General features: G+C 62.6%; 19 protein-coding genes and 2 pseudogenes. 14 read left to right on the forward strand and 7 right to left on the reverse strand.

Translation table 11 applies throughout. From position 1 onward, the window contains the following. Positions 1-105 precede the first annotated feature (105 nt). The gene (gene rpmF / locus EJ077_RS03275; RefSeq protein WP_008834724.1) at positions 106-288 is read left to right on the forward strand and encodes a 50S ribosomal protein L32; all 183 of its coding nucleotides are present in this window, start codon (positions 106-108) and stop codon (positions 286-288) included. Between the two features lie 148 nt (positions 289-436). On the opposite strand, the gene EJ077_RS03280 is transcribed toward rpmF, so the two are convergent. Beyond that, the gene (locus EJ077_RS03280; RefSeq protein WP_208699587.1) at positions 437-670 is read right to left on the reverse strand and encodes a hypothetical protein; all 234 of its coding nucleotides are present in this window, start codon (positions 668-670) and stop codon (positions 437-439) included. Between EJ077_RS03280 and EJ077_RS03285 the strand changes: the two genes are divergently transcribed. The 6 genes and pseudogenes from EJ077_RS03285 (at position 651) to EJ077_RS03310 (ending at position 4,979) form a co-directional block, all read left to right on the forward strand. Then, positions 651-1,145, forward strand: a complete 495-nt coding sequence (locus EJ077_RS03285; protein ID WP_208699589.1) for an Lrp/AsnC family transcriptional regulator — start codon at positions 651-653, stop codon at positions 1,143-1,145. The two genes, EJ077_RS03280 and EJ077_RS03285, sit on opposite strands and share 20 nt — an antisense overlap. A gap of 5 nt (positions 1,146-1,150) precedes the next feature. Beyond that, the gene (locus EJ077_RS03290; protein WP_208699591.1) at positions 1,151-2,008 is read left to right on the forward strand and encodes a transporter substrate-binding domain-containing protein; all 858 of its coding nucleotides are present in this window, start codon (positions 1,151-1,153) and stop codon (positions 2,006-2,008) included. 103 nt (positions 2,009-2,111) lie between these two features. Next, positions 2,112-2,771, forward strand: coding sequence for an amino acid ABC transporter permease (locus tag EJ077_RS03295; RefSeq protein ID WP_208699593.1), 660 nt, complete (start codon positions 2,112-2,114; stop codon positions 2,769-2,771). Further along, positions 2,768-3,442 carry an amino acid ABC transporter permease gene (locus EJ077_RS03300; protein ID WP_208699595.1) on the forward strand — a complete coding sequence of 225 codons (675 nt, stop codon included), beginning with the start codon at positions 2,768-2,770 and terminating at the stop codon, positions 3,440-3,442. Before EJ077_RS03295 ends, EJ077_RS03300 begins: the two co-directional genes overlap by 4 nt. Before the next feature lie 31 nt (positions 3,443-3,473). Then, positions 3,474-4,426: pseudogene (locus EJ077_RS03305) on the forward strand (agmatinase). 151 nt (positions 4,427-4,577) lie between these two features. Continuing rightward, the gene (locus tag EJ077_RS03310; RefSeq protein WP_027141869.1) at positions 4,578-4,979 is read left to right on the forward strand and encodes a hypothetical protein; all 402 of its coding nucleotides are present in this window, start codon (positions 4,578-4,580) and stop codon (positions 4,977-4,979) included. A 3-nt stretch (positions 4,980-4,982) separates the two neighbouring features. On the opposite strand, the gene EJ077_RS03315 is transcribed toward EJ077_RS03310, so the two are convergent. The 3 genes and pseudogenes from EJ077_RS03315 to EJ077_RS03325 form a co-directional block, all read right to left on the reverse strand. Further along, positions 4,983-5,414 carry a GlcG/HbpS family heme-binding protein gene (locus EJ077_RS03315; protein ID WP_208699597.1) on the reverse strand — a complete coding sequence of 144 codons (432 nt, stop codon included), beginning with the start codon at positions 5,412-5,414 and terminating at the stop codon, positions 4,983-4,985. A 132-nt stretch (positions 5,415-5,546) separates the two neighbouring features. Then, a complete protein-coding gene (locus tag EJ077_RS03320; protein ID WP_208699599.1) occupies positions 5,547-5,810 on the reverse strand; it encodes a hypothetical protein in 264 nt (87 codons plus the stop codon). Between the two features lie 76 nt (positions 5,811-5,886). Continuing rightward, positions 5,887-6,407, reverse strand: a pseudogene (locus EJ077_RS03325) (winged helix-turn-helix transcriptional regulator). Between the two features lie 92 nt (positions 6,408-6,499). Here EJ077_RS03325 and EJ077_RS03330 point away from each other — a divergent pair. The 4 genes from EJ077_RS03330 (at position 6,500) to EJ077_RS03345 (ending at position 9,041) form a co-directional block, all read left to right on the forward strand. After that, entirely contained in the window at positions 6,500-7,336 is an 837-nt protein-coding gene (locus EJ077_RS03330; protein ID WP_208699601.1) for an alpha/beta fold hydrolase, read from the forward strand. Between the two features lie 89 nt (positions 7,337-7,425). Then, positions 7,426-8,082, forward strand: a complete 657-nt coding sequence (locus EJ077_RS03335) for a glutathione S-transferase family protein (RefSeq protein ID WP_208699603.1) — start codon at positions 7,426-7,428, stop codon at positions 8,080-8,082. Between the two features lie 5 nt (positions 8,083-8,087). After that, positions 8,088-8,411, forward strand: coding sequence for an ArsR/SmtB family transcription factor (locus EJ077_RS03340; protein ID WP_208699605.1), 324 nt, complete (start codon positions 8,088-8,090; stop codon positions 8,409-8,411). Between the two features lie 165 nt (positions 8,412-8,576). After that, on the forward strand, positions 8,577-9,041 hold the full coding sequence (locus EJ077_RS03345) for an SRPBCC family protein (RefSeq protein WP_208699607.1): 465 nt from the start codon (positions 8,577-8,579) through the stop codon (positions 9,039-9,041). A 32-nt stretch (positions 9,042-9,073) separates the two neighbouring features. On the opposite strand, the gene EJ077_RS03350 is transcribed toward EJ077_RS03345, so the two are convergent. The 3 genes from EJ077_RS03350 to EJ077_RS03360 all read right to left on the reverse strand — a co-directional run bounded on the left by EJ077_RS03350 (position 9,074) and on the right by EJ077_RS03360 (position 10,900). Then, the gene (locus EJ077_RS03350; protein WP_019861642.1) at positions 9,074-9,337 is read right to left on the reverse strand and encodes an ArsR/SmtB family transcription factor; all 264 of its coding nucleotides are present in this window, start codon (positions 9,335-9,337) and stop codon (positions 9,074-9,076) included. Positions 9,338-9,368: 31 nt separating this feature from the next. Continuing rightward, positions 9,369-10,616, reverse strand: coding sequence for an MFS transporter (locus EJ077_RS03355; RefSeq protein WP_208699609.1), 1,248 nt, complete (start codon positions 10,614-10,616; stop codon positions 9,369-9,371). An 89-nt stretch (positions 10,617-10,705) separates the two neighbouring features. Further along, positions 10,706-10,900: a DUF1192 domain-containing protein gene (locus EJ077_RS03360; protein ID WP_135920009.1), complete on the reverse strand. Its 195-nt coding sequence runs from the start codon at positions 10,898-10,900 to the stop codon at positions 10,706-10,708. 120 nt (positions 10,901-11,020) lie between these two features. Here EJ077_RS03360 and EJ077_RS03365 point away from each other — a divergent pair, with 120 nt between their 5' ends. The 3 genes from EJ077_RS03365 to EJ077_RS03375 all read left to right on the forward strand — a co-directional run bounded on the left by EJ077_RS03365 (position 11,021) and on the right by EJ077_RS03375 (position 13,697). After that, positions 11,021-12,031 carry an NAD(P)H-quinone oxidoreductase gene (locus tag EJ077_RS03365; protein ID WP_127278220.1) on the forward strand — a complete coding sequence of 337 codons (1,011 nt, stop codon included), beginning with the start codon at positions 11,021-11,023 and terminating at the stop codon, positions 12,029-12,031. A gap of 180 nt (positions 12,032-12,211) precedes the next feature. After that, positions 12,212-12,352 carry a DUF1127 domain-containing protein gene (locus EJ077_RS03370; protein ID WP_064987068.1) on the forward strand — a complete coding sequence of 47 codons (141 nt, stop codon included), beginning with the start codon at positions 12,212-12,214 and terminating at the stop codon, positions 12,350-12,352. Between the two features lie 262 nt (positions 12,353-12,614). Next, entirely contained in the window at positions 12,615-13,697 is a 1,083-nt protein-coding gene (locus EJ077_RS03375) for a helix-turn-helix transcriptional regulator (RefSeq protein WP_208699612.1), read from the forward strand. Positions 13,698-13,708: the final 11 nt, after the last annotated feature.

Genomic DNA, 13,708 nt, shown 5'->3' on the forward strand with positions numbered 1-13,708 from the left:
ACGGTGTCAGGCGTGTATAGGCACCCGACTTTCTCAGATTTAGGCCCCGACATGGCCCTTTCACGAGGGCGGGCGGGGCTTTTGACCATGTAGTGGAGCATATCCATGGCCGTTCCGAAACGCAAAACCTCTCCGTCCAAGCGCGGCATGCGCCGCTCTGCCGACGCCCTCAAGGCCCCGACCTATGTCGAGGACAAGAATTCCGGCGAAATGCGCCGTCCGCACCACATCGACCTGAAGACCGGCATGTATCGCGGTCGCCAGGTGCTGACCCCCAAGGAAAGCTGAGCCCAGCTTTACCCTGGATTTGAGCTACAAAAGACCGGCCTCTGGCCGGTCTTTTGCGTTTGGCGGCCCATGCTCCGACCGCCGAGCCTCGAGCGGCGCAGTTCATCTCGTTGCCTGCTCCCGTTCCACGTGACTTCGGCTTGCATCGTCAGAGGATGGTCGGCCCCTGCGTGAACGCATCGTGGCCCAGACCGGCCACTGCCAAGTTCCCAAAATCGAACAAACGCTCGCCAAGGCAGCCGAGGCAGGTGGCCACCGCCGCCTGCTGCTCGATGTTTTTCGATCGATATGGGATTGCGCTGCACGTTTTCTTATGCAATTTTCTGAATAATAGTCGGAAATCGACACAAATTGGGAAATGAATGTGGGATTTCGTCAGCACGAGTGACCTCGACGACACCGAACAGGCGGTGCTTTCCCAGCTCAAGGTCGACGGGCGGATGTCGAGTGTCGATATCGCCAAGCGCATCGGCGTCACTGAAGCGACCGTGCGGCGCAAGATGGCCCGCGTGCTCGAGGATCCGGATATCTCGATCCAGGCGGTCGTGCGGCCTTTGCGCAGCGATGTCGGCATCGCGGCCATCGTCGGGCTCGACGTCGACCGCGAGCACATCATCAGCGTTGCCCGCAAACTGTCGGAATACTCGTTCGTCGACAGCGTCTACGCCATGACCGGGCCGTTCGACATCATCATCCAACTTACATTGCCGTCGACGACCAGCTTGCACGACTTCCTGGTCAGCGAACTGACGAACGTTCCCGGGATCAAGGATTCCGAGAGCTACATGATCGGCCGCGTGTTCAAGCACTCAGGCCGGGCCTACCAGCGCAGTAAAACAGAAGAAAAAAGAGGGTAACAACAATGGGTGAGTTCTTTTTCGCATCGCGCCGCCGCGTCCTGTCCCTGCTTGCCGCCGCGCCGCTCTTCCTGTCATTCGCGTCCGCCTCCCATGCCGATGGTCTGGTCGACCAGATCAAGCAGCGCGGCACCATCGTCGTCGGCACGGAGGCCGCGTTCGAACCGTTCGAGTTCGTGCGCGACGGCCAGATCGTCGGCTACAACAAGGACATTCTGGACTATGCAGTCAGCCAGCTCGGCGTGAAGCTCGACCAGCTCAACCTGCCGTTCCAGGGGCTGCTTCCGGGACTGCTCGCCAAGAAGTTCGATCTCATGGCCACCTCGACCGGCATCAATCCCGAGCGGGCGGCGAAATATGCTTATACGCGGCCGACGGGCTCGTTCGAGAACGTCATCGTCGTGCGCGCGGACGAGGAACGCATCAAGAAGCCGGAGGACATCAACGGCATGGTGGTGGCGACGCAGCTTGCTTCTTCCGTACAGCCAATCATCGAGGCCTATGACAAGGAGCTCAAGGACAAGGGTGGCAAGGGCGTCGGCGAGCTGAAGCTATTCACCTCCTTCCCCGAGACCCATGTCGCGCTCGCTTCCGGCCAGGTCGACGCGATCGTCATCGCCTCGCCATCGGCGGCCGTGCTGATGAAGAACGTCCCCGACACCTACAAGGTCGTCGGCTCGATTGGTGAATTCTCCTATCTGTCCTGGGTCGTGCGGCCGGAGGACAAGGATTTGCGCGAATTCATCAATGCCAAGATCGGCGAGCTGAAGGACAGCGGCAAGTTGAAGGAGCTGCAGCTCAAATGGTTCGGCTTCGAGATGAAGACGCCGGACCAGGGTTATCTGCCGCCCGGCGCGCTCTGAGCCGTTTCGCCCCTTGAACATGTCTGGCGTGGCGCAGGCGATGCGTTGCAGCTGGTATCGCCTGCGTCGACGCCAGACGTTGCTTCTCCGTTCGAGTTGAAAAATGTTCCATTTTTCAAAAACGCTGACCTTCCTGCCGCAATTTCTGTCTGGCGCGGCCGTCACACTCGGGGTTTCGGCGCTGGGATTCCTGGTCGGCACGTTGATCGGCTTCGGCCTGCTCGCTTGCGGCCGGTCGCGCTGGCGTGTGGTTCGCTGGATCGGCGCGCTCTACACCAGTTTCATCCGCGGCACGCCGCTGATCGTGCAGATCTTCGTCGTCTACTACGTGCTGCCGGGCCTGGTCGGCATCGACTTGCCGCCGCTGTTGGCGGGCATCCTGGCGCTCAGCTTCAACAGCGCGGCCTTCGTCGCCGAGATCCTGCGCGCCGGGCTGACGCGCATCCCCGCCGGCCAGTATGAAGCGGCCAAGGCGCTTGGGCTGAGGCCTGTCGTGACCTGGTTCAAGGTCATCCTGCCGCAGCTCTTCCGCGCCATAGTCCCGCCGATGGTCAACGAGTTCACCATGCTGGTGAAGGCATCGTCCATCCTGTCGGTGATCGCGGTGGTGGAACTCACCCGCACGGCACAGAACATCATGAACGTCACCTACCGGCCGGTCGAGGCGTTCTGCATCGCGGCGGTGCTGTATTTCATCGTGCTGTTTTCCTGCAGCCTGCTGACCCGGCGCCTGGAACGCAAGGCGGAAGGCGCACGGGTATGAGCTTCGACTTTTCCGTCATTGCCGACAATTGGCAGATCCTGGCCAAGGGCTTCGGCAATACGGTGCTGATGTGCGCCGTGTCGCTGCCGCTCGGCTTCGCGCTCGGCATCGTGCTGGCACTGGTCAGGCTGCGCGGCGGGCGAGTGCCGGCGGCGGTCGTCTCGGCCTATGTCGAACTCTTCCGCAACATTCCGTTCCTGATCCAGATATTCCTGTTGTTCTATGCCTTGCCGATGTTCGGCATCCGGCTCTCGCCGGTGATGGTTTCGATCGGCGCGCTGTCAGCCTATGCGGGCGCCTACTCCGCGGAGATCATCAGAGGGGCGATCCAGTCGATCTCGCATGGTCAGGTCGAGGCCGGCTACGCGCTGGGGCTGCGCTACCTCACCATCTTCCGCAAGATCCTGGTGCCGCAAGTGTTGGGCTACATCCTGCCGGCGGCAACCAACCTCACCATCACGCTGATCAAGGAATCGGCGATCCTGTCGGCAATCACCGTTCCCGAGCTCACCTACATGGCCCAGAACGTCATCGGCCGCACCTTCTCGCCGGTGGAAATCTTCACGGCCATCGCATTGCTGTACTGGGGGCTGACCGCCCTTGTCGCGGCGATCTCGCGCAGCCTGGAGCACAGGCTGCAGCCCCATCTCGCGGCCCGCCGTGGCGCCTGATCCAAAAGCCTTTCAACATAGAGGAGACCCCATGTCCAAGCTCACCACCGCGCCGCGCGATGTCTTCCAGACATTCATGAACTTCCCGCTGGTCGAGGATCTCGATACGCTCAAGGCCGATGTCGCCATCATCGGCATGCCTTATGGCGACCCCTATACGATCGACGAGCTGATCAACGACCAGACCAACGCGCCGACAGCGGTGCGGCGGGCATCCAAGCGCATCAGCCAGGCGCTCGACCGTTATGATTTCGACATTGGCGGGCCGGTCTTCGCCGGCCAGGACATCAAGGTGGTCGATGTCGGCGACGTGCCCGGCAATGCCGCCGATCATGTCGGGCACTACGGCCGAGCCGAAGCGGCGATCCGCAAGATACGAGCGGCCGGCGCCCTGCCGATCACAATCGGCGGCGACCATGGCATTCCGATCCCGATCTTCAGGGCGCTCGACGGCGAAGGCCCGATCACGCTGGTGCAACTCGATGCCCATCTCGACTGGCGCGACAATGTCAACGGCGTCAAGGAAGGCTATTCAAGCACCATCCGCCGGGCCTCGGAAATGGCGCATATCAAGGATATTTTCAGGTCGGCGTTCGCGGCCAGGGCAGTGCGCGCACCGAGGAAGTCGAGGCGGCCCGCGCTTACGGCGCCAACATCATCACCACCAATGAATGGCAGGATATCGGCACGGCGGCGCTGCTCACGCGCATTCCGGATGGCGGCCGATACTACCTCACCATCGACGCTGACGGACTGGATCCCGCCGTCATGCCGGCGGTGGAGGGACCACAGCCGGGCGGCGTCAGCTACCGCCAGACGATCGAGCTGATCCAGGGGCTGGTCGGCAAGGGCAAGCTTGTCGGCATGGACATCGTCGAGATCGCACCGGCGCGCGATGTCAACGAAATCACCTCGATGACGGCGGGTCATATCATCCTCAACGTCATCGGTGCCGCCGTGCGCGCCGGCTACTTCAAGCGCTGAGCTTTCGTCTCTCATTTCCATGTCGGCCGGGCAACCGGCTGACATGGTTGTTGCATCCGGTCTTCGACCGTGTTTGCGGCCGCGCACGAAAAATCTTGACGCCGTGCCTGTGGAGCATTGTACAGAAGGTGCCCCCATATGGAGACGCCAGATGTTCGGTGCCGTCCCGCTTTTGATCGTGCCTTTCGTGCTCTACAATCTCGGCCTGCTCGGAATATTCGGCGGCGGCGACGATCCGTGGGCGAGCGAGATCTTTTCGTTCCGCATGATGTCGGGCGGGGTGTTCTCGATGACGCTCGGCGACCTGATTGTGCTGATCGGGCTGATCTTCCTGTTCCTCGAAATGGTGAAGTCGGCACGCACGACCACGGCCTCGATCATGGACCATCTTCTGTCGACGCTGGTCTTCGTCGCTTTCCTAGTCGAGTTCCTGCTGGTGAAGGGTGCCGCGCACTCGATCTTCTTCACGCTGATGATCATCGCGCTGTTCGACGTGCTGGCCGGGTTCGCGGTGTCGATGCGGTCGGCCAGCCGCGACATCAATTTGAATTGAGGCTCAGCCCGGATCGGCGGTGAAGCCGGCGGCTTCGATGCCGGCAATCGCCGCTGCCTCGTCATTGTCGGATGTATCGCCCGAAATACCGACGGCGCCGATGATGCTGCCTGCCTTGTCGCGGATCAGCACGCCGCCGACGACCGGCAGCACGCGTCCTCCCGACACGTCGGAAATGCCGGCAACCAGATGCGGACGTTCCTTGGCGAAAGCCTCGACCTTGCGCGAGCCCATGCCAATGGCCAGCGCGCAATAGGCCTTGCCGGCCGACATTTGCGGGCGCAGGAACGAAGCGCCGTCCTGGCGCTGAAAGGCGACCAGATGCCCGCCGGCGTCGAGCACCGAGACGCCGAGCGGCTTGAGCTTGAGATCGGAACCCCTGGCGAAGGCGGCATGGATGATCTCGACGGCTTTTTGGATCGGCAGCGCGGTCATGGCAATCTCCTGTTGAGCAGCCTGATCATCGGCGGCCAGCCGGGCGAGGCAATCCCGGTTTCGGTTGAAATTGCTTCCTGTGAAGTAGCGGGATGAAGGCGCGCCTGACCGGTGGCGTCACCACAGCTTGATTCAGGGCGAGGAATTGACGGAGGGGGAGACGTTACTTTTCTTGGCGCGGGCCGGCTTCTTGGCGGGTGCGGCAGGCGTGTTGGCTAGATCTTCGGCTTCCTTGGCGAGCCGCAGCGCCCGCAGCTTGTCGGTCTTGGCCTTGCGGGCATCGCTCTCGGCGACATACTCGGCCATGGCTTTCTGCCGGACTGTCGCCGCCTCTTCCTGCTTCTTGAAGCGCAGATCGGCACGCGCGCGGGCAGTGTCCCTAGAGTTCTCAACCAAGAGTCAATCCAATCCCATCACGTGTGATTTTCGTCCCTTGTAGCAGAGCCGGCCTTTCAACGGGGAAAATAGTTGGTCACCCGGCCGGACTGGCGTTGAGGGCCTTTTCGGCAACGACGGCTTCATAGGCGGCCCGGAGCGTCGCGCGGACAGAGGGGCCGGGCGCTGTATCGAGGGGGTCCCGAGATGCTCATGGCGCAACTCGGCCATGAATTTCTCCCACATTGGCGGTCCGCCCTTTTCCAGCAGTTCGGCGCGGATCGAGAGTTCCTCGCTGGTTGGCAGCCAGACGCGGCCCCAGGCGCCGAGATGGGCAAGGATGGGCACCAGTGTGATGGCCATCTCGGTCAGGCTGTAGATCGCTTTCTGCTTGTGACTGGGGTCGTCCGCTTTGGTCAACATGCCGAGTTCCATCAGCCGCTTCAACCGGTCGGCGAGGATGTTGGAAGCAATGCCTTCCATCGACCCGTTGAGCAACTCGCGAAAATGGCGCCTGCCGCCAAAGATCATGTCGCGCAGGATGATCAGGCTCCAGCGGTCGCCGAACACCTCGAGCGAGAGGTTGATCGGGCAGCCTGACCGGCGATCGAGGGACATTCGATTTTCTCCACAAAACCGGTTGCATTATCGTATCGGTTTTATTATCGTGCAACCGATTGCAAAATGCAAGCAGATGAGGAGGCCATCAGATGACAATCAAGGACCGTCCCGAGATCATATCCGAAACCTTTGGCGATCCGGCGGACCCCGCTCTGTTGTTGATCATGGGCGCTATGGCCTCGATGCTTTGGTGGCCCGAGGCGTTTTGCCGGAGACTCGCGGATGCCGGCCTGTATGTGATCCGCTACGACAATCGCGACACCGGCCGGTCGACCAAATACCCGGTGGGACAGCCGCCCTACACTTTCGATGACATGGCCGACGACGCGATTGCCGTTCTCGACAGCCACGGCATCGGCAAGGCGCATGTCGCGGGCATGTCGATGGGCGGCATGATCGCGCAACTCGTGGCGCTCAGGCACCCCTTGCGCGTCGCTTCGCTGACCGTGATCAGCAGTTCGCCCGTGGGGACCGACACTTCGCATCTGCCGAAAACGACCGATGCCTATCTGGAGCATTCGGCCGATGGAGCCAAAGTCGACTGGACGGATCGCCGCCAGGTCATGGACTTCATAGTCAGGGATGCGCGGGCGATCGCCAGCACCGCCCATCCGTTCGACGAGGCGGGAATGAAGGCGTTCATCGAACGGGATTATGTCAGGTCCGGCGGCTTCCTGAGCGCCACCAATCATTTCATGCTCAAGGGCGGTGACCAGTGGAAGGGCCGCCTGCACGAAATAGCGGCGCCGCTTCTGGTCATCCACGGCACGTCGGATCCGATCTTTCCGGTCGACCATGGCGAGGCCTTGGCCCAGGCTGTTGCCGGCGCGAAACTGCTTCGTGTCGACGGCGGCGGTCACGAACTGCATCCGGATGACTGGACTGACATAGAGGCCGCCATCGTCGCGCACGTCCGATCCAGCTGAGACTTCGCGGGTCGGCCTTGACGAGCGAAGCTCACCGCAATAGTTAAGTAAATACTTCAGTGTTGCCACAGAAACAGACGAGCACAAGAATGTCCCTGACGTTGCATTTCCATCCGCTGGCCTCCTTCTGCTGGAAGCCGCTGATCGCGCTCTACGAGAACGCCACGCCTTTTGCGCCGGTCATCGTCGATCTCGGCGACGAGCAATCGCGCGCGGCCTTCCTGAAGATTTCGCCGACCGGCAAGATGCCGGCGCTGCGCGATGACGCGCGTGATCGCACTGTGCTGGAATCGACCATTCTCGTGGAATATCTGGCCGCGCACTATCCGGGACCGGTCGAACTCGTTCCCGCCGACATCGATCTGGCGCTGGCGGTCCGTCAGGTTGACCGCTTCTACGATTTCTATGTGCAGGAGCCGATGCAGAAGATCGTCGGCGACAGGTTGCGGCCGCTCGACAAGACCGATCCATTCGGTGTCGAACAGGCGCGGGGCCAGTTGCGCAATTCCTACGCCATCATCGAACAGGAGATGCAGTCCAGGGAATGGGCGGTAGGCGATGCCTTCACCATGGCCGATTGCGCGGCGTCTCCGGCGCTCTTCTATGCCAACAAGGTCGAGCCGTTCGGCGACAAATATCCCGCCGTGAAGCGCTATCACGACCGCTTGCTGCAGCGCGCCGCCTTCATCAGGGTGATCGAGGAGGCACAGCCCTACTTCAAGTTCTTCCCCTACAACAACGGCTGATCGCGATGCTGCACGATCCCGCCCAGCTCGACCTGATGTTCCAGGCGCTCGCCGATCCGGCGCGGCGGCAGATGGTCGACCGGCTGTCCCGCGGCCCCGCCTCGGTGAGCCAGCTGGCCGAGCCGTTGGCGATGTCGCTGTCGGCGGTCGTCCAGCACCTCAATCTGCTGGAAGCGAGCGGCCTCGTGCGCACGCGGAAGGTCGGGCGGGTGCGCACCTGCCAGATCGATCCAAAGGCGTTGCGCGCGGCCGAGCACTGGATCAATGAGCGGCGCCTCTCGTGGGAGCGCCGGCTGGATCGGCTCGGCGATTTCCTGGCCGAAAGCTAGAGAGGAAAATGCCATGTCGAAGACCAAATCCGAATTGGTGCGCGGCCATTTCGCCGCCTTTCAGGCCAGAGACCGCGCCGTGATGGGTTCAAGCATGCTCCCGAAGACCGGCCTCCGGTTTTCGGGGTCACAGTCCGGCCAATTCAATCCACCGAGGAAGGTTTCATGACTGAGCGATCCGTTGTCCATTCCACCTTTGTCGTCGAGCGGAGCTATCCGGTGGCACCGGCGAAAGTCTTCTCCGCATTCAGCAGCCCGGATGCCAAGCGGCGCTGGTTCGTCGATCCCCATGACCCGGTACCCAGCCGGCACGAAATGGATTTCCGCGTCGGCGGCAAGGAGGTCAATGCCGGCTGCCCGAGCGATGGGCAGATGCATTTCTTCAACGCGGTCTATCAGGACATCGTGCCGGACGAGCGCATCGTCTACACTTATGAGCTGCTGTTCGGCGAAACCCGCGTGTCGGTGTCGCTGGCGACGATCGAGTTTGTGGCGGAAAGCGGCGGCACGCGGCTTGTGATGACGGAGCAGGGCGCCTTCTTCGACGGCCACGACACCTCAGCCACGCGCGAGCATGGAACGGGCGAACTGCTCGACGCGCTCGGCGCCTTCGTGAATTCGCAATCCTGACCGGGCAGCCCAGGTGCTCCAGGCAGAAACGATCAGGCTTCCCAGAATTGATCGAGCCAGATATTGAGTCTCAGGAAGCCGGCATTGCTCACCGTATAGACACGCCTTGTGCCTTCAGCCTTGGCGTTGACCAGCCCTGCGTCGAGCAACACTTTCAGATGCTGTGATACGGCCGGGCGGGAGACTGGCAGCCCGGACGCCAATTCGTTGACGGTCTTCGGACCGCGTCGAAGTTCTTCCAGAAGATGGCGCCGATTGGGGTCGGCGATCGCCATGAAGGCGTCGGAAAACATCATGCCTCATTTGTGAAGCAAAGTTTTTCAAATCTCAACTGTTTGCTTCTGCTTTTCTTCTCGGATCAAGCCGCAATGCTTCAGGGGTCACCGAACGGTCGGCCGGCTGCGTCTTGAAGGCATCGCGATCCTCGATCGGCACCGGCGCGCGGCGGCTGATGCGCAGCAGCGTGTAGCCTGCCAGGGACAGATGCGCCAAGGCTGTCGCCAGGAACAGGCCCTCCGGGCGCATCCAGCCCATCAGGGCGGCGGCCAGCAACGGCCCGATCATGGTGCCGAAGCCGTAAAGCAGCAGCAGGCCGCCCGACACCTTGACGAAATCCTCGGAGCGGGCGTGGTCATTGGCATGCGCCACGGCAATCGAATAGAGCGTGTAGGCGAAACCGCCGTAGGCGGCGGTGAAGACGAGGACGAAGACCGCGGAGCGCGGCTCGAACAGGAAGATGAGAAGCGCAAACAGCGCCGCGCCGAAGGCAGCACCGGCCAGCACGAAACGCCGGTCGGTCTTGTCGGAGAGACGCCCGGCCGGAAGCTGCATGGCGGCACCGGCGACGACCACCAGGCTCATCATCAAGGCGATTTCGGCGGTGGAGATGCCGATGCGGGCGCCGTAGACCGCACCGAGCGTGCCCCAGGCGCCGTTGGCGATGCCGATCAAGAGGCAGGCGATCGCCGACACCGGTGAGTTGGCGTAGAGCCCCTTGACGTCGAGCTTGACGTCCTGCAGCGGCTTCGGAAGGGAAGCGCTCGAAACCGCCGTCGGGAGAAGCGACAAACAAAACAGGATGCCGGTGATCATGAACAGCGACGCCGATTTCACGTCGCCGCCGGCGACGATCATCTGTCCGCCCATGATCGAGGCATAGGTGACCATCATATAGAGGCCGAAGACGGTGCCACGGTTCTCGTTGGTGGCCTTCTCGTTCAGCCAGCTCTCGATGACCATGAAGGCGCCGGCCATGGTGAAACCGGTGAAGGCACGCAGCAGGATCCAGACATATTCGTCGATGACCAGCCCCGTCAGCAGCGCCACGATGGCGCCGGACGCGGCAAAGGCGCCGAAGGCGCGCACATGCCCGGCGCGGCGCACGATGCGTGGCGCAAAGAAACAGCCGGTGACGAAACCGCCGGCCCAGGCTGTGCCCATCAGGCCGAGCGAAGCGGTCGAGAACCCTTCCACCTGGCCGCGCAGGGGCAACAGCAGTCCGTGCAGCCCCGACGCCGCCAGAAGGAAGGCGGTGCCGCGAAGCAGGGAAAGGATCGGTCTGTAGGCTGCGAGCATTTTTTGATCCGGCTGAGGGCTGGGAGGGACGCAGGTTTGAAGACAGTCGCATTCGGGCTTTTCGGCGGCGGGCGGCTTACCTCAGCGAATTATCCGCGCCGGAACAGCGCCTCGGCCGCCGACTTGGTGTTGTCCTTGGTCTTGAGTTCAGTCTCAAGCCGAGCGATCTCGTCGCGCAGGATGCCGATGCGCTCGGACAGTTCACCGACTGAAAGCAGCGACAAGTCTTGCCCGATCTCGTGCGGGCGTGCCTTCTTCTTGGGTTCGTCGTCGAAGATCGCCATCGTCGCTCCTCCTACGCCAGACCAGATTGCCCATTTGCCTGATTTGGCAATCAGCATACATAGGGCAGGGGCATCGATGCAAACAGCCGGTAAAAGCCGGCGAGGAAGACGGGAAACTTCATGGCGAGCGGACAGAAAATTCCGGCACGGATGACGGCGATCGCGATTTCGGAGCCGGGCGGTCCCCGGGTGCTGAAGCCGGAAACGCGCGACGTGCCGCTGCCCGGCCCCGGAGAAATCCTGATCAAGGTCCATGCCGCCGGCGTCAACCGGCCCGACGTCCAGCAGCGCAAGGGCGCCTATCCGCCACCGCCCGGCGCATCGGACCTGCCTGGTCTCGAGGCGTCGGGTGAGGTGGCGGCCCTTGGCGACGAGATATCGCGCTGGCGCATCGGCGACCGGGTCTGCGCGCTCACGCCCGGCGGCGCCTATGCCGAATATGTAAGGGTTCATGCCGGCAGCGTTTTGCCGCTGCCGGCGGGCTTCACCCACACCGAAGCGGCGGCAGTGCCAGAGAACTACTTTACCGTGTGGCACAATGTGTTCGAGCGCGGCGGGCTGAAGAAGGGTGAGACGCTGCTCGTCCATGGCGGCTCGTCCGGCATCGGCACCACGGCGATCCAGCTCGCCTCGGCCTTCGGCGCCTATGTCATCACCACCGCTGGATCGAAGGAGAAATGCGACGCGTGCCTGAAGATCGGCGCCGACCGCGCAATCAATTACCGCGAGCAGGATTTCGTCGCCGCGGTCAAGGAGGCGACCGAAGGCCGAGGCGCCAACGTCATCCTCGACATGGTCGGCGGCGACTATGTCCAGCGGAACTACGAGGCCGCCGCGATCGAGGGCCGCATCGTGCAGATCGCCGTCCAGGCCGGTGCTGTGGCGAGCGCCGATTTTTCCAAGATCATGGTCAAGCGGCTGACCCATACGGGTTCGACGCTGAGGCCCCGCACCGTGGAATTCAAGGCAGCGATCGCGGCCGCGTTGGAGGCGCAGGTGTGGCCGCTGCTGGGCACGCGCAAGGTGGCGCCGGTCATGGACATGATCTACCCGCTCACCGATGCCTGGCGCGCGCATGAGCGGATGGAGGAAGGGGATCATATCGGCAAGATCGTGCTCGACGTAGGCTAGGCCCGTATCCCCTAAATCTCGGCACCGTCCCCGGGCGCCCGCCTTGCCTGCAAGATGAACAGAATCTTAATGGTGCAATGCAGCATTTGCATCATTGCTATGCAAAATCAGCCGTTCAAGTCCTCATCGATGATCACTATTTGAGCATCATCGAAACGAACCCAATTCAGGAGGACTACCATGAACCCGATCCGCGCTTTCCGTAACTGGCGCATGTACAACGAGACCGTTCGCGAATTGAACCGCCTCAACGCACGTCAGCTCAGCGACCTCGGCATCAACCGCGCCGACATCGAAAGGATCGCCCGTCAGGCGATCTGATTGCAAGCGCGACCTCGCCGGAAGGCAGGGTCGCAATGTAGAGCCGACGCAGACGCCTTGTTCGTCGCCGGTTCCGAACCCGCTGGACCCTGTCCGGCGGGTTTTGTCTTTTGGGGTGCCAGTAGGCGTGAGCCGCCGTCACCCGTGTCAAGCACCAGGCGGCTTGACCTCTGTTTTCAGCATGGCATCTTGACGGATGGGGACCGGTTGCCGCGTGAGCGCGTGGCTGGCAGGGCAGGCATCGACGAAGGCTTCCACGCCCATGTTGGATGATCTTACCGACAAGATCTACGAGGCTGCTTTCGTTCCGGACCTGTGGCCGGAGGTGCTGGATGGCATAAATAGAGCCTCCGCCTCAGTGGGCGGCGCCGTGTTCCTGTTTGCCGATGAGCAGCCGGTGCGCGGAAGGACGGTGCCGCTGCTGCAGGACTTGCTGAATGAATTCCTCCTGGGCGATACGCTGCAGTTCTCCACGGCGGTCTCGCGCATGTGCGCGGTGCAGCCGGCCAGTTTCGTCGATGTCGAGAGTTTCCTGACAGCCGAGGAAATCGAGAACGATCCCATCCGGGTCCGCCTGCGCGCGCTTGGGATTGGCGCGCATACCTGCACCGCCATCCCGATGCCGAGCGGCGAACTGGCCATCTTCGTCTTCCAGCGAAGGCTTGGCGAGGGCCGCTACGACGCCGGCAGCTTCGACATTCTCGACGGTTTGCGGCCGGCCATGGCGCGCGCCAGCTTGATCGCCGCGCGGCTTGGCCTGGAGCGGGCCAAGGGAACCGTTGCCGCCATGACGGCCATGGGGCTGCCGGCGGCCATCCTCTCATCGAGGGGGCATGTGCTCGCCGCCAATCTGCTGTTCGAGAGCATGGGCTCGATCTTCCTGCCGGTTGCCTTTGGCGGCATGGCAATCGTCGATGCGGATGCCAATCGCCTGTTTCAGCAGGCCGTCGTCGCCGCACGCGGGGCCGCCGAACCCTCGGTCCGGTCCATCCCGGTTCCGGCCGCCGCCGACAGGTCGCCACTGATCCTTCATGTCCTGCCGCTGCGCCGTTCCGCCCACGAGATATTCTCGGGCGCCGACATCCTGGTCGCGGCGACGGCGGTGAACGCCAGTTCCATGGTGCCATCGCCAACGCTGCTTGCCGGACTGTTCGACCTGACGCCAGCCGAGGCGCGCCTGGCCTCGGCACTTTCGCAAGGGCGAACACTGGCGGAGGCGGCGGCAAGTGCCAACATCACCGTGAAGACCGGGCGAACCTACCTCGAACGGATATTCGCCAAGACAGGAACACGCCAACAGAGCCAGCTTGTCGCTCTGCTCAAGGGCACGGAGCCGTTCCGGTAACCGCCGGTTCG

This window comes from Mesorhizobium sp. M8A.F.Ca.ET.057.01.1.1 (assembly GCF_003952565.1).
Lineage (GTDB): Bacteria > Pseudomonadota > Alphaproteobacteria > Rhizobiales > Rhizobiaceae > Mesorhizobium.